Source organism: Vibrio sp. Vb1127 (genome assembly GCF_033338735.1).
In the GTDB taxonomy this organism is placed as follows: domain Bacteria; phylum Pseudomonadota; class Gammaproteobacteria; order Enterobacterales; family Vibrionaceae; genus Vibrio; species Vibrio alginolyticus.
The window spans coordinates 65,466-89,311 of record NZ_JAWOTF010000001.1 but is presented as its reverse complement, the minus strand read 5'-3'; the positions used below and the strand labels follow the sequence as shown (position 1 = coordinate 89,311).

The window sequence follows — 23,846 nt, the reverse complement described above, 5'->3', positions numbered from 1 at the left end:
AGCATTTGTTACTTCATGAAAAAAATCGCAATCATCGGCTTGTCAGTTCTGCTTTCTGCTTGTGCATCTGAAACTTACATCACGGATGTGACCTCAGAAAGTTACCGAGAGGACTACAAATCAGATCGTATCTCTAAACCAATTATGGCGTCTGAAAACGCTGTAGTAGAAAAAGACGTACAACCAACTGTTGTGAAAATGACGGCAAAGCCTGAAGAAAAGAAAGTAGTCAAGCTAACGCCAAAAGAGCAGGCGAAGCCAGTTAAGATCGTACCACCAAGTAAAAAGCAAGCTGGCATTCAACGATTCGGCTATACCATTCAAGTCGCAGCTGTGGGTAGCCAAGCTAAAGTCGATCAGTTTGCAAATAAGCTGCCACAGAACGGTCAGCCAATTTGGGAAAACTACAAAGTTGTAAACGGTACTAAGTGGTTCTCAGTTTTATACGGAGACTACGCAACAAGCGCAGAAGCCAAGCAAGCGATTTCGACTTTGCCAGCTCAATTTCAGCAGTTAAGACCATTTGTTAAAAGCATTGATGCAATCAAAAACTCAGCTTACCCAACGCTTAACAAATTAAATTAACACATCAAATAAGGGAGCGAATAGCTCCCTTATTTATTTGCTCAAATCCTATTCGAACAACATTCCTCACATTAAAATTACTGTACGTCACACTTCAAAGGTTTATCATAATAAATAGTATCTTTTGTAGGTCACGGAAAGATGGATTCATGATTAAAAATATTCTTTTACTATGCGGCGGTGGCTCTTCTGAGCACGAGATTTCATTATTGTCTGCAAACTTTGTCGAACAACAACTAAATCTTATTGAAGACGTTCACGTTACACGCGTAGAAATAAAAAACGAAGGTTGGATGACCAACCAAGGTGAGTTGGTTTACTTGGATCTCAATACCAAGCAGTTGTGCTCAAGTGAATCTAATCAAACCATTGATTTCATCGTGCCTTGTATACATGGTTTTCCTGGCGAAACAGGCGACATTCAATCTCTGTTTGAAATCGCAGGTATTCCTTATCTTGGCTGCGGGCCAGAAGCGAGTAGCAATAGTTTCAATAAAATCACATCTAAGCTTTGGTACGACGCTATCGGCATACCCAATACGCCATACTTATTCTTAACGCGAAACGATGAAGAAGCTCACGTTCAAGCTCATAAAGCCTTTGAAAAATGGGGAAAAGTTTTTGTTAAAGCCGCTCGCCAAGGCTCTTCCGTTGGTTGTTACAGTGTCACAGAAAAAGGCAAGCTTTCTAATGCAGTAAATGATGCTTTTGGGTTTTCTGACCAAGTGTTGGTTGAGAAAGCAGTAAAACCTCGAGAACTTGAAGTTGCTGCATATGAGATGAATGGCCAACTACATATCACTAAGCCAGGCGAGGTCATCGCGCCTGATGGTGCTTTTTACTCGTACGATGAAAAGTACAGCAGTTCAAGTCACTCGCTCACAGAAGTTGAGGCGAAGAATCTAACTCAAGTACAATTAGATTCCATCCAACACGCGTCAGAGACGGTATTTAGACAAATGAATCTTCGTCATTTATCTCGTATCGACTTTTTCCTAACGGAAGATGATGAGATTTACTTAAACGAAGTAAACACATTTCCAGGAATGACTCCGATCTCAATGTTCCCTAAAATGCTTCAAAACAACGGGCACAAATTTCATGAGTTCTTGGAAGATTGTATAAACAGTGCAAAGTGATTAACGTTATCGAGACGCGTTTTATGATACAAGTTGTTTTCTAGAGCAAGGATTATTCAAGCCGTATTTGAATATTGCTCAGTAGCAATTATGATTATATCAACGCATTAAACAGATGACTCAGTGGTATGGCGATTTCAAATTATAGAGGTTTTAACCTGCAGTCAGTCGGATCAGATGGCAGTGTTTGGAAGGTTAAAATCAAGAACCACGTTTTACAGGGCAGTTTGACGGCGGTAAAGAAAAGCATTGATTGGTGGTGTGACACCGCATCGATTATTGATCCCAAAGAGTTTGCTTCACTCGGGCAAAGAGTGCAGCAAACTGGTGTTGCAAAATCAGAGGTCTTTAACGGCTATACTATTCAAAACGATACAGGCCAACCTAACTCTTGGTACTGTATGTTTAATGGTAAACTGATTAAGGGCAGTAAAGCCGCTATTCAACGCCATATCGAAGCTTATTTGGTTGCAAAGCAAAAAGCGATGCAAGCTCAACAACAAAAGAAACAATAGAATGACTCTGGTATATTCAACAGAAACCGGTCGAATTAAACCGGAAGAAGAAAAAGTATCTCGCCCTAAAGGCGATGGTGTTGTTCGGATTCAGCGCCAAACGAAAGGCCGTAAAGGTAAAGGCGTATGCATTGTTACAGGTTTAGACTTGGATGATGCACCTTTAAAGTTATTAGCGGCAGAACTCAAAAAAGTCTGTGGCTGTGGTGGCTCTGTAAAAGATGGCAATATCGAGATTCAAGGTGATGCTAGAGACAAGATCAAGGCACATCTTGAAAAGAAAGGCATGACAGTCAAATTAGCCGGTGGCTAATTTAATATTTCCAGTAAACAAAAATGGCGTCTAAAGAAATAGACGCCATTTTTTATAAGTTGCTAATTGAAGAGCAAGCAATCGTAGATTGATAGATCGATATTAGCTATTTTATGGTAAATAACCATTATGTTTAATGCTCACAGTAAGGCCCTTAAATTTAAAATCTGCAGGGGAATAGGAGCATACTCAGACAACATTTGGCGTACGGCGATATACAATTTAACATAATATACATAATGCGAACTTAAGGGTTAGAAGATTATCATTGGTGAAGTCAGTTTAGTTACACCGTATTTGGCTGTTGCTGCTTTGCAAGCCTCATCAGCTGTCTTGTATGGACCGTGAACTTCGATTTCACCACAGCGACAACTTGATAATAACCAGTCATCAACTTTAAAACCGTGTGGCTAATTAAGTTCCTTCATTGTATCTTGGGTTACGTTCAACACAGTACACGTTGGTTCTGCATCTTGCTCATTCAACATGAGTCAACATGGACACGCATTTGCTTAACCCAAACGTGTAAGTACTACATTAGTTTTATAGGAACAAGGAATCTAACAGATGTAAACTCTCTACTTTTCAATCTATACCTAGATCTTTCTTCATATGTTCACTCAACTCGTTAGTGGTTCTTACATTAATCTTATGTTTGCAATGATGGATTCTCAACTCTTCACCAAATAATTTTACTAGTGATTTGGTATACAAAGTACTAATATTATTTATTATTCTATACAATGTATCTTTCTGATAAACACATCTTTTCGAATTTTGTATTGCAGTCTTCATATTTCAATATCCTTACACGTTTAACTTTATAATTTAAAAAATCAATTTCAACTTTTATTATTACTTTTTTCGATATGTAATGAGTCATTATCAATGATGCACAATCAACAATTAAATCACCCGAATCCAACTTAGTAATTTCACGAGACAAATTCTTTATTTTTAAATCTTTATTTTCTATATTTAATCCGATTGAGTTAATTTCTTCAGGATATCGGTTTAACTTAATATCCAATATAGTTTTATTAAGATAGTAGTCTGCCATTATTTCATGGCGGCTTTTAAATATCATTGTCCCCCTCCGATGATGCAAGTTATACTTTCCCACCAGTTAAAAGACAACGTGACTCAGAGTTGCAAAAAGGTAACAATCATGGAATTGATGAACAATGAGCTGATCTGCTTTGCAGCCATTTGTAAACACCTCTCTCTTACAGAGGCATCAAAAGAACTTGGAAAGTCGAAGGCTCAAGTCAGCAGGCAGCTAGCAGCATTAGAAAAACAACTTGGCGTAACACTCGTCCACAGAACAACAAGGAAACTCGTTTTAACTGATCATGGCGAAAGCATTAGAGAGCTTGCTATCAAGACGTTAGAGAGTTTGCACGAGTTAAATTACAGAGCTAGCTCGTTGAGTGAATGCATTGATGGAAAGTTTAAAATCACAATGCCCAACTCTATAGCCTCTTCTATTTTTGGTTCTGTTCTTAAAGACTTAAAAGAACGATATCCAAAAGTTGATTTTGAAATATCGTCAAGTAACAATGTAGAAAATTTATTAGAAAGCAATGTAGATTTAGCGATTAGGCTTAATAATGTTATTGATGACACTCTTATTGCACATAAAATTGGTGATTATAGTGATGTTTTGATATCTAGGATAAGTAATGCCAACAACAAAACACTATTAATCTACAAACATCATTCGAATAAGGAATCAATTAAAAATCAATATACTGATGTTATCGAAGTTGATAACACCTCTATTTTAATAAACTTTGTTTCTGAGGGAGTTGGGGTTGGTGTCATTCCAAACTATCTTATTAAAAGTAACTATATAGACAAAAACATCCGAATATCGCAAACTTTTGATATAGAACGTTCCATGTATATTGCCTACCCTTATCAAAACCCTTTGCCAAGAAAGCTAGCTGAGATATCTACTTTTATTAGGTCTGAGTTATCACAAGTATTGAAGAGTGAGTCATTTTAGGGCGGTTGTTCAGATTTAGAATTTTGCGTTGTCTACGCAACTAGGCCTAACGCTAATCTTTGTAACATATTGTTTCAGCGGTATTTATTAACACCCCCATCTTTATGCTTGCTATCACAATGTGAGATGCTCTGCCGTCTTGTTATCAAGGTTTTGCGTGGAATAAATCACGTGGGGTAAACGATAGATTGACTTACATTAAAATTTTCATCAAAAGCAACTTTGTATAAAATTGATTTCATACCAATCTATGTGTATCTTCTACCCATATCCCCACAATAACCAAGGAGAATGCCATGGATAAGCTACTCGCGTCTGCATTAGAAATTAAGCAGCGAACTATGGTGACTGGCTTTTTTGCTAGAAATGGATTCAAAATCACTATGACCGATTTTGATGATGTCACTTTTGAGCGAGAAGGCGTGCAAGTTAACGTACATTTTGATCTGCAGTCAAACGCGGAGTCTGCATCTGTTTTATCTCATGAGGCATCAATCATTCCTGGCTAAAAACTTTTATTATCACCGATACACCAAGCCGAACATAAACGTTCGGCTTTTTAGTGACAAAAAATGATGAGTGCGAACAAGAGTTGTCGATCACTCGTCTAAATAGACGATTAATAAATCAGCTTCAACTTCGTTCACAACCTTTGGTATCGATGAAAAAAAGCGACTCAATAAGTTGTGATGATGACCACAGACAACTAAATCTATCCCCTCTTTTTTGACGATTCCCGATAGTTTTATATGAAGATCGCCTATTACTACCATGGTCTCGTTTACTGGGTATAAGCATTTATCAGCGAGCTCTTGCAGCCTTCTTTCCAATTCTTGCTCTTCCTTCGCTTCCATGACTATGCGATCAACATCTACGTAAACAAATGAGAGTTTGCTGCTTGAGTTATCTGCTTGCATTATTGCTTTTTCGATAACGGCTTGGCTAGATTGAGATAAGTCGACAGCAACCAAAACGTGCTTATAACCCATCATTCCTCCCTAGGTTAGTTTTTGTTCTCATATTAAGTCTAGTCCACATAGAGCGAACACAACATCAAAACTACTGCTACATGATAGTTAAAGGAGTTTAGTGTAAAACAGGCAAATAGTTTTCATTGCAACCTTGTTGCTTCCTCTCATCCAAAGATCAACGATGTTTTTCCAATTTCTTCTCTAATTATCGGACTATTTAACAGGAAGGATGCCAGAAAACATTACGTTGTAACACGCGTTACTACTCTTGATTTCTACTACTCTTGAGGTTTTATATTACCCACTTCAACGTCGCCTAGTTTAGTAAAACTACTTTAGATTAAGCATGCTCAATATGTAACGCTCCGCTCAAATCCAGGAGACGTATTTCGGCTAAAAAAAGCAGCTCAATAAGATGAATTTCGCTTCATCTATTACATATGTCTGCGAGTGCTTACTGTTTTTATATCGCTTATTTAATAACTCCAGTTGAATTATCGTTATAAGTTACGGTGTCTCTTTTTTCTTTTTTTAGAATAATCTTCCGCCTGAGAACGAGGCTCTCTTGGGCTTTGTAATTAAATTACAAGATCAATCGCGACCAATATGGTTGGCAGATTAAAAGACCGAGGTAAATAATTGATATAATTGAGTTTAATTTATAAGTTCTTTAAAAAATGCCTAATTACCTGCACTGTGTAAGCCAAGGTTAATATGATGAGGTAAAGTTTTACTAACCCGCTATTTAGTTTTAAAGGTAATTGAACAAGATTACAATCATAGAGGTATAGTAAATTTTAGTTACAGCGTAACTAGGGTGGTATTTGGGAATGTAAAGGAATAGAAAATAGAAACGCAAAAAAAACAGGGCGTATGCCCTGTCCATGAATTGATTAGTTTTGTTGCTGTTGTTTTTCTGCGTACTCAGATCGAATCCGTTCGGCAACAATTTTGATAGCTTCTGCAGTACTTGTGCCCTTCGCCATCAATTCTTGAATTCTCTCTACAGCTTGTTGTTGCTCTTGGTGAGATAGAGGGGGTAAATCGTCAAACATAAAAAGCTCCTCATTTTGAGGAGCTGACTATAACGATTCAATTAATAGGTAGCAAGGAAATTAATGGATGCACCCATAGCGTTCTCGTTTGTGTACTGAGCTGCGATATCCAATTCGAACAACTTAAGTGGAGACAACCCGATACCAGCAGTAATGGTTCCTTCGTCATTACTTCGAGCTAAGTTCTTCATATACCCTGCTCGTAATGCCATTTGACGCAAAATATCAAATTCAATACCAGCTCGAATCATTTGCGTATTATCATCAAAGGATGAAAAACGTTTTTCTTCGTTAAGATCGTAGTCAACACTCATCGTAAAGTAATCGGCAACAATCCCTGCCCCAACGGTGTATACAGGACGCATGCTATATTCGTATGATTTTATCGTATCGCTGCCATATTGGAATGACTTTGTTTTAACGTCTCTTCCGATCAAATTTTTCGCTGAAATACCGAGACGATATGGGCCAAAGAACCAAAGTGCGCCGGCGTCTAAGTTAAACATCGTTTCCGCGGTCTCATTTTCACGTAAGTCTTTAGTATCAAAATTCTGAAAACTCGTGGCGTATGAGTATGTGTATATACGCTGAAGTTTAGGAGTAACACCAAAAGAAAGGTGTTGGTTCATGAAATTAGTGTATTTAGCAAGTGAAATACCAGCTTCAGCCACGCCAATAGAAACACCTTGTACATAGCTATCATCTAATGGATTAGTACCTGAGGTATCAACATTTGGTTGTACGAATGATTCAGTGTATAGCTTACCGTATGCAGTTGCAGATAAGAATTTGTTGGGAATACCAATGGCAACGACACCACCAAGATCAAAGTCTGTCTTTTTCCCATCGATAGCATCCATCGATTTTTTGATTTCATCGACGTCTGTCAATTTGCTGATGCGTTCGATCTCATCAACTAGATCATATTGATCATCGTAGCTGCCACCAAAACTTGGCACGATCATGCCTGCATCGTCATTTCGGCGATAAATCGCAGTAAGAGCGGGGTTGAAAAAAGGCGCAGTTAGATAAGTTGCTGATACGGTACCAACGCCACCCATTGCATCACTACGAGCCTCTATCGCATAAGTAGCAGCAGAGGCAGCATTAGCGAAAAGAATAGTAGCAACAGAAGTGGCAAGAATTTTATATTTGTTTTTCATACTACACTTGTGATTTTAGTTCGTCCTGAACCTTTATCGGCACAAGTAGTATTTCTTTAACTATTCTTCCTGGGAAAGATCATAGGTTCGGCTAATAGTTTGAGCCTGCTCAACAATTATATCGCCCTGCCAACGGCGACTATTGATACTTACCGCCAATACGTATCTATCGTTTGGGACACCCGCTAGCTCCAATGAATTTGGATAATTAGACTCGTAAGTCTTTTTCCACATTTGCTCGTACTGGCCATCAATGTAGTCATACAAACCGACTTCAAGTTGCGGTAATGGACAATGGGGATTACGAAGTGCGCTCTTTTCTACTTTCCAATTCTCTTTAGATGTCCAACGAACATATTGAGAAGAGTTTGAATCTCCAAGTATTACCCAAGTTCGATACTCTTGTTTATCAGTAGAAACAACGGTTAAGTGATATAAACCAGCTTCAAGCTTACCTGTTAAGTTATAGCGTTTCGAGTAACTACGCTCGTTGGCAAGTTCTGTCCCGTTCGGCTGTTGTTCATAGCTGAATGAACTGTCCGCGGATATAGAATCATCCACCCATCGATTAAATGAAATATTTTCGATGTCAGTTGTAGCTCTTAGCTTGATCACCAATCTAAATGTATCTCGCCCAGGGCTTTGAATAGTCTGACGAATAACGTTCACACCACTTATCCAATCAGGCAGCGTTACACCAGTGAGAGCCTTGCCACAGTTTTTAGATAGTGACTGACCAAGAAGATCATTAAGGTGAGGAGTCAAATCTTTACTTGGTTCTGTTTGCCAGAGTTCAACAAGAGAGTTGAACATACCCGCAAGATCATCTTCAAGTAAGTGTTGATGTGCCTGTGTTAAAGGCGTGTTAGTTTGAAACCAGTCCATCGCATGGACTGGTTTCACTAACGCTAATGAGACAACTACAGGGAGTAGTATTTTCATTACGACTTATGCTTTCATCTTGTAGCCAACACCACGAAGTGTTTCAATTTCCAGTCCTGGCAGTTTTTGACGAAGCTGTAGTACATGTGTATCAACCGTACGTGTTGTCGGGAAATGATTGTAACCCCAAACGTGGTCAAGTAGCTCATCACGAGTAAACACGCGACCTAAGTTTGACGCCAAAAATAGCAGCAAATCAAACTCTGTTCGAGTAAGCGTAATTAGCTCGTCTTTATAAGTCACTTCACGAGTCGAGCGGTCAATCTCTAAGTCTTTTGTAATCACTTTATCAGCGTTGCTTTGTTCTGCTGAATCCGGTGCTCGTAGCTGTGCACGGATTCTCGCAAAAAGCTCCGCCTCAGCAAAAGGCTTTGTTAAGTAGTCGTTCGCGCCGGAATCAAGGCCTGCAACTTTATCTTTTACGGTAACAAGTGCCGTTAACAAGATAACTGGTACGTCTTTAATCTGTTTCCATTCTGGGAGACATTGTACAGAGTCACCATCTGGGAGTTGGCGATCGAGAATTACCAAGTCAGCTTTTTTCCATTGTGGCTCTACGTCTGCAATACGCTCCACATGTAAACACTCATATCCTGCTTGTTCCAGGCTTACTAACAGGCCGTCAGCCAAGTTTTTATCGTCCTCAACGAGAAGCAGTGTCTGTTTCACAAGGTATCTCCAATATAAAAGTTGTAGGTGGTCCCATTAAGGACATTTTTCCGCCCATGCGGCCTACCATAGATTCAACGATTGTTAATCCAAGTCCTAACCCGCTCTTACTTACGAACGGTTTCTTCAAATTTGCCCAATCTTTAGCCGTTAGGCCTCCTGCATCTCGGACTTGGAATACTATTTTTTCTTCACTAGTTGAGACATCCAATTCAACCGGTGCGACACCGTACTTAAGCGCATTACGAAGCAAGTTATCGATACAAGTTCCTAACCAGTACACATTAACTTTAGCAGCCACATCTTCATTGATGTTAAAAAGCACGGCACTATCAAATTCTTCTTCGATCTTAAATTCTAACCAATCTGCAACGGATGGTACCCAGTCTGTTGCAAGCATTTGGTTATCAGATTGCAAATAATCTTTACTCGCTTCTGCCAATTGACGCAGGCGGCGCGTATCTTCACACAATCTGCGGAATTCGTCATACACACTTTCAGGCAAATGCTCGAACTCTCGACGAAAGCCCTCAACCGTTAGTGACAGAGATGCAATCGGTGTTCTGAGCTCATGCGTTAAAATTTGCAACACGAGCATTCTACTACGTAGTTCTTCTCGCTTGCTATTCCAACGGTACACCGCCCAACCAATCACCAAAAGAATATTGGCGATTACCAGTATGATCATACTGATCCGCAAAACTTGCGAGTGATCTTCTACATCCCAACAAATATTACCTCGTTTAACAAAGCAACTTTTGCTTTGAGACGCTAGAGCGTATGACAGACCCGCATTCGCTACGTTCTCTTGCCAGATATCTTTCTCGAAAACAAAGTAACGGTCACCACGTCTTAACCAAAGTTCGTTACCTTCAATAAACATGCTCGCGCCTGCAATCAAAGCATTAATGGCGTCGTCATCCATGTTTTTCAAGCTTTCTAGCAACTCATCCCCTTCCTCGTTATCACGCTCTTTTATATGCATGTACTGAGATAGTTTGGGTTTGAGTTCTGGATACTTATCCACATAACGTGCCGCATACGTCCCACCACCAGGGTGAATGAGACCACTACGCGAGAACCAACGAGGTGTCAGCTGCGTCCCTTTACAAATCGCCCTTGTAAATACTAAAGGCTCAGTAATTAAAGGACTTAATGGTAATTTGCCACGACAAGTATTCGCCAAGCTGTAAAGCTGTTGGATATCTTTTAACGGATAGTCAGACGTTTGCGGCAGAAGCGAATCTGGCGCAAGTAACTTGGTAGGATAATTTGATTGCAGAATACGAATATCGTACGACTTAAGAGCTACTTCATAGTTAAATAGCTCTGTAAACGTATCTATTCTTTCTGGTAGTGAATCGGAAAATGCAGGTGCCGAAAAAAGCGGCAATACAGTTGCAAAACCGAGCAAAAACTTTTTAATCAAACTGTTACCGTCACTTGTTACATTAGCCAAAACTATACATCAATCTACAAGCAATTGACATCTGCTAACAGAAGGATTTGCATTACTATAACATTGAAACGGAACAAAAAAGGGCCAGCGATTGCTGACCCTGTATAGTTTTAAATCAAGAATGGTTAAAGTGCTTTAAAAATAGACTCAACACTTTCTTTCGCATCACCAAATAGCATTGATGTATTTTCTTTGAAGAACAGTGGGTTCTGTACTCCTGCGTAACCAGTATTCATTGAGCGCTTGAATACCACTACGTTTTTCGCGTTCCATACCTCCAATACGGGCATACCAGCGATTGGGCTGTTCGGATCTTCCAGTGCGGCTGGGTTGACCGTATCGTTAGCACCGATAACCAATACGGTATCGGTTTCTGCAAAGTCATCATTGATTTCATCCATTTCAAGAACGATATCATACGGTACTTTTGCTTCAGCGAGTAACACATTCATATGCCCCGGTAGACGACCCGCTACTGGGTGAATCCCAAAGCGAACTTCAATACCTTGTGAACGAAGTACATCAGTAATTTCATGAACAGGGTATTGTGCCTGAGCTACTGCCATGCCATATCCTGGAGTGATGATTACTGATTTTGAGTTCTTCAACATCTCTGCAACTTCTTCAGCCGTTGTTTCACGATATTCGCCCTGCTCTTCGTCACCTGAAATCACTATCTCTTGACCAAAACCACCGGCAATAACACTGATAAACGAACGGTTCATTGCTTTACACATGATGTAAGAAAGAATCGCACCTGATGAACCTACCAAAGCACCTGTTACAATCAATAGATCATTTGCTAGCATGAAACCTGCTGCCGCTGCTGCCCAACCTGAGTATGAGTTCAACATAGAGACAACAACTGGCATATCTGCACCACCGATTGAAGCGACTAAATGGTAGCCGAATGCGAACGCGATCAAAGTCATCACAATAAGAGCGAACATGCTGCCATCTGCTTTTACGAAGTAGATCATAAGAAGCGTAGAAATAACAACCGCTGCGAGGTTCATTTTGTGCTTATGAGGCAGATTAAGTGGCGACGAAGAAATCACACCACGCAGCTTACCAAATGCGACAATTGAACCGGTGAAAGTTACGGCACCGATGAACACACCCAAGAATACTTCTACAAGGTGGATAACATGCTCAGCATGTGTTGCTGCTTCTGGCGCATCTAGGTAGCTGTTGTAGCCAACTAAAACCGCAGCTAAACCTACAAAACTGTGTAGAATCGCAACCAGTTCTGGCATCTCGGTCATTTCTACTTTCTTCGCATAGAAAATACCGATCGCACCACCTATCGCCATCGCGATAATGATCCAACCAAAACCTTGCGCATCTGGGCTAAAGATCGTCGCTATTAGCGCGATCGTCATACCAGCGATACCGTAGTAGTTACCATTACGAGCAGACTCTTGCTTTGAAAGCCCCGCCAAACTCATGATGAAAAATAATGCAGCAACAATGTAAGCTGCTTGTACTAATCCTGCAGACATTGTGACTCCTATTTATCTTTGCGGAACATTTCAAGCATACGCTTGGTGACGGTGAAACCACCGAAGATATTGATACTCGCGATCAATACGGCAATAAAAGATAGGAATGAAACGACGCCATTACCTTGTCCAATTTGCAGTAATGCACCAACGACAATAATGCCAGAGATAGCATTCGTTACTGACATTAGTGGAGTATGAAGTGCATGGGTAACATTCCATACTACGTAGTATCCGACAACACACGCTAGAACAAATACAGTAAAGTGAGAAAGAAACGCTGCCGGAGCAACCGATGCTACCCATGCAAAGGCTCCAACAGCCGCTGCCACACCAATAATTTTCTTCGTTGGAGACGTAGGTTCTTCTACTTTAGGCTCTGGCTTTACAGGCTGTTCTTGTTTCACTTGCGGCTGAGCTGAAACCTGAATTGGTGGCGCTGGCCAAGTAACTTCACCTGCTTTCACCACGGTAACGCCACGGATAACAACATCTTCAAAATCAATATTGATGTTGCCATCTTTCTCTTTACAAAGCAGTTTTAGAAGGTTGACAAGGTTTGTCGCGTAAAGCTGAGAAGATTGTGTTGGCAAACGACCAACCATGTCAGTGTAACCAACAATTTTTACGCCGTTATCCGTCATGATAACTTGGTCTTTCACTGTATATTCACAGTTACCGCCATTAGCAGCTGCCAAGTCGACAATTACACTGCCCGCTTTCATGCTGTCGACCATTTCTTTGGTGATCAACTTCGGCGCAGGTTTACCAGGGATGAGCGCGGTCGTAATAATGATGTCAACATCTTTAGCTTGCTCTGCGTATAACTCTGCCGCTTTTTTGTTGAAGTCATCAGACATTTCTTTTGCGTAGCCATCCCCAGAGCCTGACTCTTCTTGAAAGTCAACGGTCAGGAACTCAGCGCCCATCGATTCAACTTGCTCTTTTACTTCTGGGCGGACGTCAAACGCACGGACAATGGCACCTAAGCTACCTGCAGCACCGATAGCCGCCAAGCCAGCGACGCCAGCACCCGCAACCAATACTTTCGCTGGAGGTACTTTACCGGCAGCCGTAATTTGACCTGTAAAGAAACGACCAAACTCATGAGCTGCCTCAACCACTGCACGATAACCAGCGATATTAGCCATCGAAGATAGCGCGTCTAAGGCTTGTGCACGTGAGATACGAGGAACGGAATCCATGGCAAGAACGTTAATGTTCTTACTTGAAAGTTGTTCCATCAACTCAGCATTTTGAGCCGGCCAAATAAAGCTAACCAGTGTTGCTCCATCTTGCAGTAACGCAATTTCGTCAATGCTTTGCTCATCATCCACAATTGGCGCATTAACTTTTAAAATAAGGCCAGATACCCAAACTTCTTCACTAGAAACGATTTTCGCACCAGCTGCTTCATAAGCGGCATCATCGAAACTCGCTAGCACCCCCGCTTGGGATTCGATCGCGACATCGAATCCCAATTTTATTAACTGCTCAACCGACTTCGGCGATGCAGCCACTCGCGATTCACCCGCGAGTATCTCTTTAGGTACACCGATTTGCAAAACGCATACTCCTTGTATACATATCAATAAATTAGTCCCAAAACAGAGCGTCGCTCTACTCTAATTCTTTTTTATTTCTATCTGTTTACCACGCAAGACAATTGCAAACGAAAGATGATGTTTGGGGACACCCATTTGCACAATAACACCTTGACTAACAGCCCTGTTATTATTCTGTTTGTATCGAACGCGTCTCATTACTTCAAGTGTTTTGTAATTTAAATACTAAATTTCATTACATATAACGCTAAGTAATGAATGATTGTCGCTCTGTGCTCGAAAAATAACAACGCAACACCGTACTAGACTGAGGTCTAACCAGGTAACGATTAAATACTGACTTAACAGAGATTTAAGCGTTAAAAAGAAAGAGCCACTAGCATATACACTAATGGCTCTTTTTAAGATGACTGGAATCAAATTGCAGTAAATTGCTAGTCGAAGATTTTATCGCCCATTTGATCAATAAACATTTGAGATTTCTTCAACATAAGGTCATTGGCATCTTGCTCTGAGCCAAGTAAATCGGAGCGAATAAACCGATGTGTTTTCACTTCATCATTGTCATGCTTTTCTATTCGACCAGCGATGCGATATTGTCCGCCCTCTGAAAGGCTCTCTGGGTAAATAAGGAAACCTTTATATTCAACTGGTTCGATATTTTTGGCTTCAACCGTTTTCTCACTACCACCAAACAAACGCGAAAAAAATCCCACGATTCCTCCTTGGGTCAGCTCACTAGTCAACTGAGCGACTCTTACTTAATATTAACGTTAAGGATCGGTTTTTCATACCAATCCAACTCTTTGTCATCATCATAACTAGTATGGGAAAAAATTACAGGCACATCATACTCTCGGTTCTTACGCCTGTCTTCTTTCACCATTTCTGCGGCGTTTTTCACCGCTATATCCGCGCTTTGCTTAAACTGGCTTAATTTTTGTTCAGGAAGTGAAGACAAAAAATCAATATCATGACGGATATAGACAGGCTTGAGCTGGATAAGCGCAAGGCAAGCAATATCGGCTAACTGTTCGTTGTCATACTGTTCTAAAAATTCGGGCAAACTGAGAACCTGGCCTACTAATGTTTCCATGTAGTTGTGCACATCTGAGCTTATCTTCATCTATAAATCTCCTTTTTCCTATGAAATGAGTATAGCAACGACTTGTTTATAACAACTTATTGATTGCTCTTAATTTAATCAATCTCTCTCTTTTTGCCGTAATGTCTTCCAAAATACTTGGGAAAAGGAACAAATAGACGTATTCTTGCTAGTTCTCAAAGTTCGAAATTCAATAACGGATAAATATCCATATTGATAAAACGATTTACCTAACCAATTATATAGTCAACTATTTTCAGGCAGTTTGTAATAGATGTCCTCATCGTCAATGACTTCATCAGGCTTCAGATTCTCATTCCCTTTTTTGCTACTGGGCATAGTGAGTTCGGGCATGGACAGCATTATTCAGATGACTCAGGCAAACTGGGGCATTGCCGCAAACTTGCCGTACATACTATTAGGTTGTGCGCTACTCCTTTGTTATTCATTTAAGCAAGGCAGAGAGTCCATGGTGTGCTTGGCAATGTTGCTAGCCTACTTCGTGATACAGCACCGCCTACAAGTCCCGCTTCAAAGTGGTACCGCTTTACTTGAGCTAACCATTTTAGCCACGTTACTTCCTGTCTCGTTTCTTACGGTATTTTTGTTTAGTAAAGAAGGTTTTGACTCTAGAGCCATGTTGACTTACATCTTGATGTTAGCAATGTTCGTTCTTTGGTCTTATCTAACGCTAGCATATTACGTTGAAGGAGGGTTTGAACAATGGACAAGCGGTATTTTATTTATTGTACCTACGGTCTCTAAACTGCCTTTAATTCTTGTTTTATATTGCGTGGGTATTGTCTGTTTTCTTGGAATCCTTGTTTTAAAGAAGAATGAAATTATCCATGCGATGACCTACTCTGCCATGGTATTGGCGTCTGCGACGTTCATTTTCTTTGATGTGCAGTACATATCAAGCACCATGTTTACGCTAACAGGGCTGCTTATCATTATTTATGCCGCTTCCGCTAGCCATCAACTGGCTTTCACCGATAGCCTAACGCTGATTCCGAGCAGACGTGCACTTGATCTCGATCTAAAACACATGGGTAAGAAGTTCACGATCGCAATGCTTGATGTTGACCATTTTAAAAAGTTTAACGACACCTACGGTCACGATACTGGTGATGACGTTCTAAAAATGGTCGCTTCGCGCCTCACTAAAACCCCAGGCGGCGCAAAAGTTTATCGATTTGGCGGAGAAGAATTTACCATCGTTTTTAAAGGCAAATACGCTGACGAATGTAAGAACTTTTTGGAAGAAGCTCGCAAATCGATTGCAGAATACGAGATGATATTACGCGATGAAGAATCTCGCCCTGAGAACCATAAACAAGGACAAAAACGTCGTGGTAGCAACAGTTCGAAAAGAAAGTCGGTTTTTGTTACCGCAAGTTTCGGAGTTGCTGATAGCCGGAATGGGCAAGCTCCTCTGGACGTCATTAAATCAGCGGACGAAGCTCTTTACAAAGCGAAAAAGGCCGGACGTAACTGCATAAAGCTTCGTTAGACCCTCACCAATCGTGAAAGTTAACAAGCTTGTCTGGGTTTACAACAAAACCGAACTTCCCCATCAGCATAATAACTGCACTCATCGTTGCCACTATCCCGATGTTATCTATCTAATCAAAGGTATAAGGTATACGCCCGATTGCGACATTCCGTTCGCACTGTTTGCCTATCTTACTTTGAGTTAGCTTTAAAATAACCACCAAAAGTGACAACGCAACAAAAAGAATAGCATTCATAAGATTTTGTTTTTAAAAAGAATTAACTACAGTATGTGTGTTTCTTCCCAAAGACTTCGAGGTATATAGTGCTTTATCAACGGTTGCATACAAGTCTGATTGCACTTCTTTCCCTGTCGGTTGAAAAACAAAAACACCCTGTGACACTGTCACTCTATTTGACACACTAGAATACTCATGTGGGTAATCGAGAAAATACATAGCCTCTTGTATACGCTCGGCTTCTCTTTCTGCTGTTTGAGTGTCGGTACACCCTAGCAACACGACAAACTCTTCTCCACCATATCGACCTACATATTCCCCAGAGCGACAAAACGTCGCCTTTAGTTGATTCGCAATCGCTTGTAAGCAACGGTCGCCTTCAATATGACCGTAGTTATCATTAAACGGTTTAAAAAAATCGACGTCCAATAGAATCAAAGCCATTGGCATGTTGTGACGGCCATGCCATGCAACCATCGATTCCAACTTATGGTCGATATAACGGCGGTTATAGAGTTTGGTTAGGCCATCTTCATTCGCTTGCTGAGTCAAAAGTTGATTAACCTGCTCCAATTGAGCTGTCGCTTGCTTAAGCTCTCGTCTCATATGAGCAATACGCTGCATTGCGATAAGTTTAGAGTTCAGTACCAGTTTATCTACCGGCTTAATTAAATAGTCATCACCGCCCGCATCTATGGCTTTAGCAATCATTTCTGGCTCTTCGTGACTACTCAAGAAAATAATTGGGATCCAATCCGGAAACGTTTCTCTTATATGAAGAGAGACTTCAAAACCGTTCATATCTGGCATTGATATATCGAGTAACACCAGTTCCGGATCAAAACTCTCGTAGGTATTTAACGCCTCTAGTCCACTACCTACGGCTTTTACAATATGTCCAAGTTGCTTTAGACGAATAGCCAACTGCATCCTGTCTAGCTGAACATCGTCAACCAGAAGGATTCGCATCGATGTCCCTGTCGGTTGCATAACGCGTTCCATTTTTAATTATGTCTTTATTAAACATATACCATACTCATAGAGTTGTTGCATTTGACTCATAATTAAGTGCTATATTTTTGTTTGAATATCACGGAATCCATTGCATAAAGCAGTTAGACTGGACGTTACCCTATCTAATCATGGCCTGTGAGCAGAAGTTCAACAAACTCATTCACTTTGGTCATCTTGTGGATTAATGGGTATAGCTATTTGATGCATTTGGTATTAATATTCCCGCCTTTTTGTAATGAGAGACACACCATGTCAGAAGCAACTAACAGCGAAAGCAAAAAAATCGATCTAGCCAGCATTTCTCCAGAGCTACGTAAAGTTATCGAATTTGACGAAGTTCCAGAGCAAATGTTCGAAATGGTTACCTCTATCCATGAAGTGTCTGAAGAAGCGGTACGTGAATCATGGGACGAAATGCCAGCAAGTGCACAGAACATTCTAGACAACTTTGAACAGTTTCATGCTCTAGTTTCTGTAGGCCAAGCATTCGCTGGTATTAATGTGATGGAAGAGTTTCCGACTCTTAATCTGCCAGAAAACATGACAGATGAAGATAAAGAAGAATACCGTGCTCAACTACTTGATAATGTGCTTCACAACTGTGTGAAAGACATGGTTAAGCAACTTAAGAAAGCACGTCGTGACCCACTTCTTAAGCGTGAATTCAAAGAAGTATTCGCGAAGTAATTCCGACATTCTTCTAGTAACAAAGGCCGCACTTTGCGGCCTTTGTTGATCATGAAGCGTAAATCAGTCTAAACGGTTAATGAGGCGCTAGTGCCATATCTTTTTGTGTCACACTGACACCTTTAATTTGTGCAAAAACACGGCTACCAACTTTTAGGTTGAGATCATCAAGGGCCCACGGTGTGATCGTTGCCCACAAATAACATTTCTCGTCTAGCTTGAGTGATACATTAATACTCTGTTTGTCATCGGCTGCGTTAAACACTTCGATGGAATCGACAATAGCAGGCAGAATATTTCGAATCGACGTCGCCTTGGGCTGCTCGAGCGTGATAGAAACGTCATTGGCACGCACTTGCAAGCGTATTGGCGTGTCTGGTGTTCCGTCAATCTTTTGCACCCACAGGAATACATTAGGTGCAAGGTTGATACAAGTCAGTGCATAACGTTCATGATGTTCAGCAATCCGGCCTTCAAATAAGCTGCTTTGATCTGAGAAAGATTGCCATGGACGCATAGCATGAGAAGCCCACACTTCCTCAAGCTTACCTGAACTCGAAATTTTACCTTGGTCAATAATTGCAAGGTGCTGAGCAAGCCTTAAAATTTCCTGGAGACTGTGTGTGACATAGATAATAGGGATATTTACCTTCTCCGACAACTCCTCAAGAAAAGGCATTACCTCACGCTTTCTTGGCATATCGAGTGAGGCAAGTGGCTCATCCATCAAAAGCAAATTGGGTTTAGATAGCAATGCGCGCGCAATCGCAACACGTTGCTTTTCACCACCAGAAAGTGATACCGGAAAGCGCTTTAGTAACGGTTTGATAGACAAGAGTTCGGTGACTGCATCAAAATACTCGTCATCTTTTTCTTTAACGCCATATAACAAATTGCCTTGAACCGAATAGTGAGGAAACAAACGTGAATCCTGAAACACATAACCAATACCACGCTTGTGCGTTGGTAGGTTGATTCCCTGTTCACTGTCAAACAAAACATGCTCACCAACCGCAACATACCCTTGTCTTGGAGTGACTAATCCGCTGATGATGTTAATCAACGTCGTTTTACCTGCACCAGATCGTCCAAACAAGGCACTAATTCCATTACAGGGTAACTTAAGTTTGATGTCGAAGTCAGTCTCACCAAGCATTTGTTTAAATTGGACTTTAATCGTCATTGCTTCGCACCCAATCTGCTTGCCGCTTTACGATTTAGCCATTCAGAGATCATTAATGTAGACAAGGCTAACGCGATAGAAATGATACACAGACGAGCCGCCTGCATTTCTGCACCTGGCGTTTCAATAAAGTTGTACATTGCCAGCGGAATCGTTTGGGTCTCACCCGGAATGTTAGAGACGAAACTGATCGTCGCCCCGAATTCGCCAAGACTACGAGCAAATGACAGCATCGTGCCCGTAATAATTCCGGGAATGGTCAGTGGTAACGTGATGGTGAGAAACACTTTTAAAGGAGAAGCGCCTAACGTAGAGGCTGCGTGCTCCAATTTAGGGTCGACGCTATCTAAGCTTAAGCGTACTGAACGAACCATCAAAGGCAAAGCCACGACAATACAAGCGACTACTGCCCCTTTCCAATTAAAGCTAAATACTACCCCTAAGTTTTCATAGAGCCACTTTCCAAGGACCCCTTGTCGTCCTAAAGAAATCAACAATAAATAGCCGATTACCACTGGCGGCAATACCAGTGGTAAATGAATTAAGCTATCGAGAATCGATTTACCAAAGAACGTTTTTCGAGAAAGTAGCCAAGCAAGAAAAACGCCGAGAGGAATCAGCCAAAGTACTGCGTACGCGCCTACTTTGAGGCTTAACATTAAGGCTTGGTATTCCAGTTCTGTCACGCTTAGTTCCTATAATTGAAGGCCGGTTTATTGCTGAAAGCCATATTGAGCAAAAACGCGTGCGGCTTCGTCCGATTTTAGGTACTGGAAGAACTGCTCCGACTCAGTAGAATCATTCACAATTGCAGCCGGGTAAACAATAGCCGCATGCGTATCACTCGCAAATTCGCCGAGAATTTTGACTTTATCAGTTAACTGAGCATCGGTTTTGTAGACCACACCTAAAGGCGCTTCTCCACGTTCAACCAACGCCAAAGCTAAGCGCACATTCTTTGCTGGTGCGACGTGAGTTTGAACCGCTTTCCATACACCCAGTGTAGTCAATGACTCTTTCGCGTACATACCAGCAGGTACTGACGTCGGATTGCCTAAAGCAAGACGATTTCCATGCAATGCCTTCTCCCATGCCTTTGTATCAGAAAAGTTAAATGAGGTTAATTCTGAAGACTGGGGAGCAATCAACACTAAGCTATTGCGCACTAGATTTGTGACATTGTCACGATAAATGACGTCTTTATCGACCAAATAATCCATCCATTTCGTGTTCGCAGAAATGAATACATCCGCTGGTGCGCCATTGATAATTTGTCGAGCGATAGAAGAAGAACCACCATAAACGGGAGTGATAGAAACGTCATACTTTTCTTCAAAGTTTTGCGCGATCTCGTTAATCGCATTCGTCATAGAAGAGGCTGCATACACTTTTAGGTTCGTTGCTGCGTTTGCTGAAAATGAAATGCTTAATACTGCCGCAAGGCAAGCATGCTGTTTCCATGCTTTCATAGAGATACTCCAATACAAGGCAAGCGAAAGAACAGGTTATTTGAATATAAAGTTCAATCAGTTAATGTGCTATTTAAACAAAAAATCAAGGCGCATATGTTGTTCTATCGCATCTGCGATGCGATTAATGCCTTGCTCCTTTAACTCTTCAAAGTCTTGTTGTTTGATTTGGGTGCCGTTTACCCATTCTGATACCAGGCTTAAGACATCTGCCTCGTCAAAGAACCCGTGAAGGTAGGTTCCCATGATTTGGCCACACTCGCTGATCGCCCCTTCCGCTTCACCGGAACTGAATGTAAGAGGTTGCAGGCCCCGTACTTCACTTCGCCCTACGTGGATTTCATAACCCTTTACATTGGCTGTTTTGCCGTTAAGAGAAAGCTGTGCTTGTGTGTTTGTAAGCTGTTTGCTGTTAGTTAGCGTCGTAGTGATATCAAGCAAGCCAAGTCCTTCGCTTTGACCTGGTTGGCCTTCGACGCCGTTTGGATCATCAATCAAGTTTCCAAGCATCTGGTAGCCGCCACAGATACCAATCACTTTTCCACCAAGACGAATATGACGTAATATATCGTTATCCCACCCTTGGCTTCTTAGATACTCCAGATCGTCTCTCACTGATTTGGTCCCAGGCAAAATAACCAGGTCGGCTTTATCTATTTTTTCGCCTTTACCTACATAACGTAGATTGATGTCTGGATTCAATCGCAGCACATCAAAATCAGTATGATTACTAATCCGGGTTAAAACAGGCACAACAACATTCAGTTTTACCTCAGAGTGCAACTCTTGCTGTGCAGTGATCGCGTCTTCTGCTTCTAAATTCAAACCATGAAGAAAAGGAAGTACACCAAGTACAGGTTTACCTGTTTTTTCTTCGAGCCAATCGAGGCCCGATTGCAATAAACGAATATCACCTCGAAAACGGTTGATAACAAATCCTTTTACTCGCGCTTGTTCAGATTCAGAAAGTAACGCAAGTGTTCCGTACAAATGTGCAAACACTCCACCACGATCAATATCAGCGACAATGATCACTGGTACATCAGCGGCCTCAGCAAAACCCATGTTTGCAATATCGCCTTCTCGTAAATTGATTTCAGCAGGACTCCCCGCGCCCTCGATAATGATCGAATCAAATTCTTGAGTCAGACGAGAGAAGGAATCTAACACCGTGTCCATCGCCACTTTCTTGTAATCATGAAAGCCAGCCGCATCCATATTGGAAATCGCCTTACCCTGCAAAATGATCTGAGCACCTGTATCACTGTTAGGTTTAATTAAAACCGGATTCATATGTACAGTTGGCTCAATATTACACGCCTGTGCCTGAACGGCCTGTGCTCGACCTATTTCACCGCCATCTTTGGTTACCGCACTATTTAGTGCCATGTTTTGTGGCTTAAATGGGGCAACATTTATCCCTTTTCGTGCTAATACACGGCATAAACCTGCCACAAGGACACTTTTTCCGGCATCCGAAGTGGTGCCTTGAACCATTAAAGATGGGATCGCTGATTTCATGAACATTTGTAAGGAATAGAGGAAGATGAATAATCATAACGTCATCGTCCCCACTTACTCAAGCAAATGAATAGAATATGAATGTTGAAATCATCATTGGTTCAAACAAGCCCTGCTTTAATGACCCCATCAAAACAAACCGATGAGGATGTAACATGAAAAAGAATACAATTATCGCAACAATCGCCGCCTTAGCTATTGCTCCTTCTATCGCATTCGCGAAAGATAACGCTCAAAACCAATCAAACTTGCAGTTTAACGGTCCTGTCACTGTGGAAAAATTGGATGCCTTGCTAAACGACTCCAATATGTTTACTGAAAAAGATGTGGTCGTTGAAGGTAACTTATTGCGTCAAGTTCGCGCGGATAAGTTTGTCTTTAGCGATGGTTCCGGTGAAGTGATGGTCGAACTCGATGACGATATTCAGCTAAATACTCCGATTGATCACACGACTAAAGTCCGTCTGTTTGGCGAATTTGAAGGCGGGAACAAACCAGAGATTGAAGTCGAACAACTCGTGGTCATGTAAAACAAACCCCGATTGCTGTGCATATCAACATGATGTAGTGACGATTACAGCTAAATAGTGACGGCAAGCACTTAAAATGATAGCTTTATCAATCTTGGTCTGCTTTTTGCAGACCATTTTTTTGTTCATTTTAATCATCTTGCCCGGAGACACCATGCTAGGTAAAGCTCTAAAGGTTGCAGCCTTTGGTTTGTGTGCTATTTTGCCACTTTCCGCACATGCAAATAATTTCAACTACAACACGATGGAATTTCGCATGGGCACTAGCCCTGGTACATTTGGTGGCGAGTTCAATACCTACTTTACAGAGAATACCCATTTCATTGCTCGCGCAGACAGTGAATTCAGCGGAGACTGGGACATTGCTGGTGGTATAGGCTTTAATGGGCCAGCAGGCCAATTTGCAGATATTTATGGCCAAATGTTGGTACACAACATTAAAGAGAACGGCAGTGATAAAGTGGGCGACGAGTGGCGCACGGAAGTGAATATTGGTACTCGTATTTGGTTTATGCAAAATGTTGAGCTACATGGCCGTATCGGCCAAATCATAGATAATGACGATTCGAACACCATTTACAATCTGGGCGCACGATTCCACTCAACTCAGCAACTATCGCTTGGTGCAGATTTCAAAAATAATGGTGTCTATGGCCAGCAAATTGTAATGTCTGCTCGTTTTGCATTTTAGTGGACATGACTATGACTACCAGGGCAT

At 41.3% G+C, this 23,846-nt stretch carries 26 protein-coding genes; 10 read left to right on the top strand and 16 right to left on the bottom strand.

Going from position 1 to position 23,846, the window contains the following annotated elements; genetic code table 11:
* Positions 1-15: 15 nt before the first annotated feature.
* The 4 genes from R7H07_RS00430 to yciH all read left to right on the top strand — a co-directional run bounded on the left by R7H07_RS00430 (position 16) and on the right by yciH (position 2,552).
* The gene (locus tag R7H07_RS00430; protein WP_005390018.1) at positions 16-585 is read left to right on the top strand and encodes an SPOR domain-containing protein; all 570 of its coding nucleotides are present in this window, start codon (positions 16-18) and stop codon (positions 583-585) included.
* A 149-nt stretch (positions 586-734) separates the two neighbouring features.
* Positions 735-1,724: a D-alanine--D-alanine ligase gene (locus R7H07_RS00425; protein ID WP_047101118.1), complete on the top strand. Its 990-nt coding sequence runs from the start codon at positions 735-737 to the stop codon at positions 1,722-1,724.
* A gap of 128 nt (positions 1,725-1,852) precedes the next feature.
* On the top strand, positions 1,853-2,239 hold the full coding sequence (locus tag R7H07_RS00420) for a DUF3319 domain-containing protein (protein ID WP_005376294.1): 387 nt from the start codon (positions 1,853-1,855) through the stop codon (positions 2,237-2,239).
* Position 2,240: 1 nt separating this feature from the next.
* Positions 2,241-2,552 (top strand): stress response translation initiation inhibitor YciH, encoded by a 312-nt coding sequence (yciH, locus tag R7H07_RS00415; RefSeq protein ID WP_005376292.1) that lies wholly within the window; start codon positions 2,241-2,243, stop codon positions 2,550-2,552.
* A 736-nt stretch (positions 2,553-3,288) separates the two neighbouring features.
* Here the strand turns inward: yciH and R7H07_RS00410 are convergent.
* A complete protein-coding gene (locus R7H07_RS00410) occupies positions 3,289-3,639 on the bottom strand; it encodes a hypothetical protein (protein ID WP_065275312.1) in 351 nt (116 codons plus the stop codon).
* 81 nt (positions 3,640-3,720) lie between these two features.
* Here R7H07_RS00410 and R7H07_RS00405 point away from each other — a divergent pair, with 81 nt between their 5' ends.
* Together R7H07_RS00405 and R7H07_RS00400 are read left to right on the top strand one after the other, a co-directional pair.
* Positions 3,721-4,560, top strand: coding sequence for a LysR family transcriptional regulator (locus tag R7H07_RS00405; RefSeq protein ID WP_065275313.1), 840 nt, complete (start codon positions 3,721-3,723; stop codon positions 4,558-4,560).
* A 296-nt stretch (positions 4,561-4,856) separates the two neighbouring features.
* Complete coding sequence (locus R7H07_RS00400; RefSeq protein ID WP_065275314.1) at positions 4,857-5,069, top strand: hypothetical protein; 213 nt, start codon at positions 4,857-4,859, stop codon at positions 5,067-5,069.
* A gap of 90 nt (positions 5,070-5,159) precedes the next feature.
* On the opposite strand, the gene R7H07_RS00395 is transcribed toward R7H07_RS00400, so the two are convergent.
* From R7H07_RS00395 to R7H07_RS00350, 10 genes are all read right to left on the bottom strand, one after another.
* Positions 5,160-5,549: a universal stress protein gene (locus R7H07_RS00395; RefSeq protein WP_017634770.1), complete on the bottom strand. Its 390-nt coding sequence runs from the start codon at positions 5,547-5,549 to the stop codon at positions 5,160-5,162.
* 875 nt (positions 5,550-6,424) lie between these two features.
* A complete protein-coding gene (locus tag R7H07_RS00390; RefSeq protein ID WP_005376257.1) occupies positions 6,425-6,586 on the bottom strand; it encodes a YoaH family protein in 162 nt (53 codons plus the stop codon).
* A gap of 41 nt (positions 6,587-6,627) precedes the next feature.
* Entirely contained in the window at positions 6,628-7,749 is a 1,122-nt protein-coding gene (locus tag R7H07_RS00385; RefSeq protein ID WP_005388052.1) for a conjugal transfer protein TraF, read from the bottom strand.
* Between the two features lie 60 nt (positions 7,750-7,809).
* Complete coding sequence (locus R7H07_RS00380) at positions 7,810-8,691, bottom strand: DUF2861 family protein (protein ID WP_005388048.1); 882 nt, start codon at positions 8,689-8,691, stop codon at positions 7,810-7,812.
* A 6-nt stretch (positions 8,692-8,697) separates the two neighbouring features.
* Complete coding sequence (gene vxrB / locus R7H07_RS00375; RefSeq protein ID WP_005376251.1) at positions 8,698-9,360, bottom strand: response regulator transcription factor VxrB; 663 nt, start codon at positions 9,358-9,360, stop codon at positions 8,698-8,700.
* Entirely contained in the window at positions 9,335-10,789 is a 1,455-nt protein-coding gene (vxrA, locus tag R7H07_RS00370; RefSeq protein WP_025767766.1) for a sensor histidine kinase VxrA, read from the bottom strand. Before vxrA ends, vxrB begins: the two co-directional genes overlap by 26 nt.
* Before the next feature lie 155 nt (positions 10,790-10,944).
* Positions 10,945-12,321 (bottom strand): Re/Si-specific NAD(P)(+) transhydrogenase subunit beta, encoded by a 1,377-nt coding sequence (pntB, locus tag R7H07_RS00365; protein ID WP_005376248.1) that lies wholly within the window; start codon positions 12,319-12,321, stop codon positions 10,945-10,947.
* A gap of 8 nt (positions 12,322-12,329) precedes the next feature.
* Positions 12,330-13,886, bottom strand: coding sequence for a Re/Si-specific NAD(P)(+) transhydrogenase subunit alpha (locus R7H07_RS00360; RefSeq protein WP_065275316.1), 1,557 nt, complete (start codon positions 13,884-13,886; stop codon positions 12,330-12,332).
* 434 nt (positions 13,887-14,320) lie between these two features.
* Entirely contained in the window at positions 14,321-14,602 is a 282-nt protein-coding gene (locus R7H07_RS00355; RefSeq protein ID WP_005376244.1) for an HlyU family transcriptional regulator, read from the bottom strand.
* Between the two features lie 41 nt (positions 14,603-14,643).
* Entirely contained in the window at positions 14,644-15,012 is a 369-nt protein-coding gene (locus R7H07_RS00350) for a late competence development ComFB family protein (protein ID WP_065275317.1), read from the bottom strand.
* Positions 15,013-15,265: 253 nt separating this feature from the next.
* Between R7H07_RS00350 and R7H07_RS00345 the strand changes: the two genes are divergently transcribed.
* Positions 15,266-16,504, top strand: coding sequence for a sensor domain-containing diguanylate cyclase (locus R7H07_RS00345; protein WP_065275318.1), 1,239 nt, complete (start codon positions 15,266-15,268; stop codon positions 16,502-16,504).
* A gap of 250 nt (positions 16,505-16,754) precedes the next feature.
* Here the strand turns inward: R7H07_RS00345 and R7H07_RS00340 are convergent, their stop codons facing one another.
* Positions 16,755-17,714, bottom strand: a complete 960-nt coding sequence (locus R7H07_RS00340) for a diguanylate cyclase (RefSeq protein ID WP_017634619.1) — start codon at positions 17,712-17,714, stop codon at positions 16,755-16,757.
* Positions 17,715-17,987: 273 nt separating this feature from the next.
* Here R7H07_RS00340 and R7H07_RS00335 point away from each other — a divergent pair, with 273 nt between their 5' ends.
* Positions 17,988-18,425, top strand: a complete 438-nt coding sequence (locus tag R7H07_RS00335; protein ID WP_005376232.1) for a DUF3069 domain-containing protein — start codon at positions 17,988-17,990, stop codon at positions 18,423-18,425.
* 76 nt (positions 18,426-18,501) lie between these two features.
* On the opposite strand, the gene modC is transcribed toward R7H07_RS00335, so the two are convergent.
* From modC to R7H07_RS00315, 4 genes are all read right to left on the bottom strand, one after another.
* Positions 18,502-19,608 carry a molybdenum ABC transporter ATP-binding protein ModC gene (modC, locus tag R7H07_RS00330; protein ID WP_054575980.1) on the bottom strand — a complete coding sequence of 369 codons (1,107 nt, stop codon included), beginning with the start codon at positions 19,606-19,608 and terminating at the stop codon, positions 18,502-18,504.
* On the bottom strand, positions 19,605-20,294 hold the full coding sequence (gene modB / locus R7H07_RS00325) for a molybdate ABC transporter permease subunit (protein WP_054575444.1): 690 nt from the start codon (positions 20,292-20,294) through the stop codon (positions 19,605-19,607). The genes modC and modB overlap by 4 nt, the downstream gene beginning before the upstream one ends.
* A 27-nt stretch (positions 20,295-20,321) precedes the next feature.
* Positions 20,322-21,077, bottom strand: coding sequence for a molybdate ABC transporter substrate-binding protein (modA, locus tag R7H07_RS00320; protein ID WP_065275320.1), 756 nt, complete (start codon positions 21,075-21,077; stop codon positions 20,322-20,324).
* 69 nt (positions 21,078-21,146) lie between these two features.
* A complete protein-coding gene (locus R7H07_RS00315) occupies positions 21,147-22,598 on the bottom strand; it encodes a cobyric acid synthase (protein ID WP_047101159.1) in 1,452 nt (483 codons plus the stop codon).
* 155 nt (positions 22,599-22,753) lie between these two features.
* On the opposite strand from R7H07_RS00315, the gene R7H07_RS00310 reads away from it, so the two are divergent.
* Together R7H07_RS00310 and R7H07_RS00305 are read left to right on the top strand one after the other, a co-directional pair.
* A complete protein-coding gene (locus tag R7H07_RS00310) occupies positions 22,754-23,128 on the top strand; it encodes a YgiW/YdeI family stress tolerance OB fold protein (RefSeq protein ID WP_005376220.1) in 375 nt (124 codons plus the stop codon).
* A gap of 154 nt (positions 23,129-23,282) precedes the next feature.
* Entirely contained in the window at positions 23,283-23,819 is a 537-nt protein-coding gene (locus R7H07_RS00305; protein WP_017634623.1) for a hypothetical protein, read from the top strand.
* The last annotated feature ends 27 nt before the right edge of the window (positions 23,820-23,846 follow it).